The sequence below is a fragment of the Stutzerimonas stutzeri genome (assembly GCF_024448935.1).
GTDB classification, from domain to species: Bacteria; Pseudomonadota; Gammaproteobacteria; order Pseudomonadales; family Pseudomonadaceae; genus Stutzerimonas; species Stutzerimonas stutzeri_AO.
Window position 1 is genome coordinate 1 of the sequence record NZ_JAMOIE010000183.1, and the last position, 2,727, is coordinate 2,727.

The 2,727-nt window shown below is 53.1% G+C and carries 2 rRNA genes; both read left to right on the forward strand.

The features are described from left to right. Nucleotides 1-2,435 (forward strand): 23S ribosomal RNA (locus tag NA637_RS24505); the annotation flags it as partial. 155 nt (nt 2,436-2,590) lie between these two features. Then, nucleotides 2,591-2,706: ribosomal RNA gene (gene rrf / locus NA637_RS24510) — 5S ribosomal RNA — on the forward strand. The last annotated feature ends 21 nt before the right edge of the window (nt 2,707-2,727 follow it).

A 2,727-nucleotide genomic window follows, 5' to 3' on the forward strand; every position in this document is an offset into this window, starting at 1 on the left:
GGTGACTGCGTACCTTTTGTATAATGGGTCAGCGACTTATTTTCAGTGGCGAGCTTAACCGAATAGGGGAGGCGTAGCGAAAGCGAGTCTTAATAGGGCGTCTAGTCGCTGGGAATAGACCCGAAACCGGGCGATCTATCCATGGGCAGGTTGAAGGTTGGGTAACACTAACTGGAGGACCGAACCGACTACCGTTGAAAAGTTAGCGGATGACCTGTGGATCGGAGTGAAAGGCTAATCAAGCTCGGAGATAGCTGGTTCTCCTCGAAAGCTATTTAGGTAGCGCCTCGTGTATCACTGCTGGGGGTAGAGCACTGTTTCGGCTAGGGGGTCATCCCGACTTACCAAACCGATGCAAACTCCGAATACCAGCAAGTGTCAGCACGGGAGACACACGGCGGGTGCTAACGTCCGTCGTGAAAAGGGAAACAACCCAGACCGTCAGCTAAGGTCCCAAAATCCTGGTTAAGTGGGAAACGATGTGGGAAGGCTCAGACAGCTAGGAGGTTGGCTTAGAAGCAGCCACCCTTTAAAGAAAGCGTAATAGCTCACTAGTCGAGTCGGCCTGCGCGGAAGATGTAACGGGGCTCAAACCAGGTACCGAAGCTACGGGTGCGGACATTCCACTCAATATCATTTGGCTTGCGAGCGAATGCGAGCAAAGCGCCCCTCACGTGGAGTGAGGAGTAAAAGTGCTATTGAGGGAATGTCTGCGCGGTAGAGGAGCGTTCTGTAAGCCTGTGAAGGTGAGTTGAGAAGCTTGCTGGAGGTATCAGAAGTGCGAATGCTGACATGAGTAACGACAATGGGAGTGAAAAACTCCCACGCCGAAAGACCAAGGGTTCCTGCGCAACGTTAATCGACGCAGGGTGAGTCGGTCCCTAAGGCGAGGCTGAAGAGCGTAGTCGATGGGAAACGGGTTAATATTCCCGTACTTCTGGTTACTGCGATGGGGGGACGGAGAAGGCTAGGCCAGCTTGGCGTTGGTTGTCCAAGTTTAAGGTGGTAGGCAGAGGTCTTAGGTAAATCCGGGGTCTTAATGCCGAGAACTGATGACGATCCTTCTTTTAGAAGGAGAAGTGGTTGATGCCATGCTTCCAGGAAAAGCCTCTAAGCTTCAGGTAATCAGGAACCGTACCCCAAACCGACACAGGTGGTTGGGTAGAGAATACCAAGGCGCTTGAGAGAACTCGGGTGAAGGAACTAGGCAAAATGGCACCGTAACTTCGGGAGAAGGTGCGCCGGTGAGGGTGAAGGGTTTACCCCGTAAGCTCATGCCGGTCGAAGATACCAGGCCGCTGCGACTGTTTATTAAAAACACAGCACTCTGCAAACACGAAAGTGGACGTATAGGGTGTGACGCCTGCCCGGTGCCGGAAGGTTAATTGATGGGGTTAGCGCAAGCGAAGCTCTTGATCGAAGCCCCGGTAAACGGCGGCCGTAACTATAACGGTCCTAAGGTAGCGAAATTCCTTGTCGGGTAAGTTCCGACCTGCACGAATGGCGTAACGATGGCGGCGCTGTCTCCACCCGAGACTCAGTGAAATTGAAATCGCTGTGAAGATGCAGTGTATCCGCGGCTAGACGGAAAGACCCCGTGAACCTTTACTATAGCTTTGCACTGGACTTTGAATTTGCTTGTGTAGGATAGGTGGGAGGCTTTGAAGCGTGGACGCCAGTTCGCGTGGAGCCAACCTTGAAATACCACCCTGGCAACTTTGAGGTTCTAACTCTGGTCCGTTATCCGGATCGAGGACAGTGTATGGTGGGTAGTTTGACTGGGGCGGTCTCCTCCTAAAGAGTAACGGAGGAGTACGAAGGTGCGCTCAGACCGGTCGGAAATCGGTCGTAGAGTATAAAGGCAAAAGCGCGCTTGACTGCGAGACAGACACGTCGAGCAGGTACGAAAGTAGGTCTTAGTGATCCGGTGGTTCTGTATGGAAGGGCCATCGCTCAACGGATAAAAGGTACTCCGGGGATAACAGGCTGATACCGCCCAAGAGTTCATATCGACGGCGGTGTTTGGCACCTCGATGTCGGCTCATCACATCCTGGGGCTGAAGCCGGTCCCAAGGGTATGGCTGTTCGCCATTTAAAGTGGTACGCGAGCTGGGTTTAGAACGTCGTGAGACAGTTCGGTCCCTATCTGCCGTGGACGTTTGAGATTTGAGAGGGGCTGCTCCTAGTACGAGAGGACCGGAGTGGACGAACCTCTGGTGTTCCGGTTGTCACGCCAGTGGCATTGCCGGGTAGCTATGTTCGGAAGAGATAACCGCTGAAAGCATCTAAGCGGGAAACTTGCCTCAAGATGAGATCTCACTGGAGCCTTGAGCTCCCTGAAGGGCCGTCGAAGACTACGACGTTGATAGGTGGGGTGTGTAAGCGCTGTGAGGCGTTGAGCTAACCCATACTAATTGCCCGTGAGGCTTGACCATATAACACCCAAACAATTTGATGTTTGCGTGTCAGACGGTTGAAGTCGACAAACAAACCGAAAAGACGCATCGCTCGCAACGCGAAAGCAGTACCGAAACACCATCACATACCCAATCAGGGGAAGCGACTCAACACCGACTCCCCAACCGAATTGCTTGACGACCATAGAGCGTTGGAACCACCTGATCCCATCCCGAACTCAGCAGTGAAACGACGCATCGCCGATGGTAGTGTGGGGTCTCCCCATGTGAGAGTAGGTCATCGTCAAGCTTCTACACCAAACCCCCGATC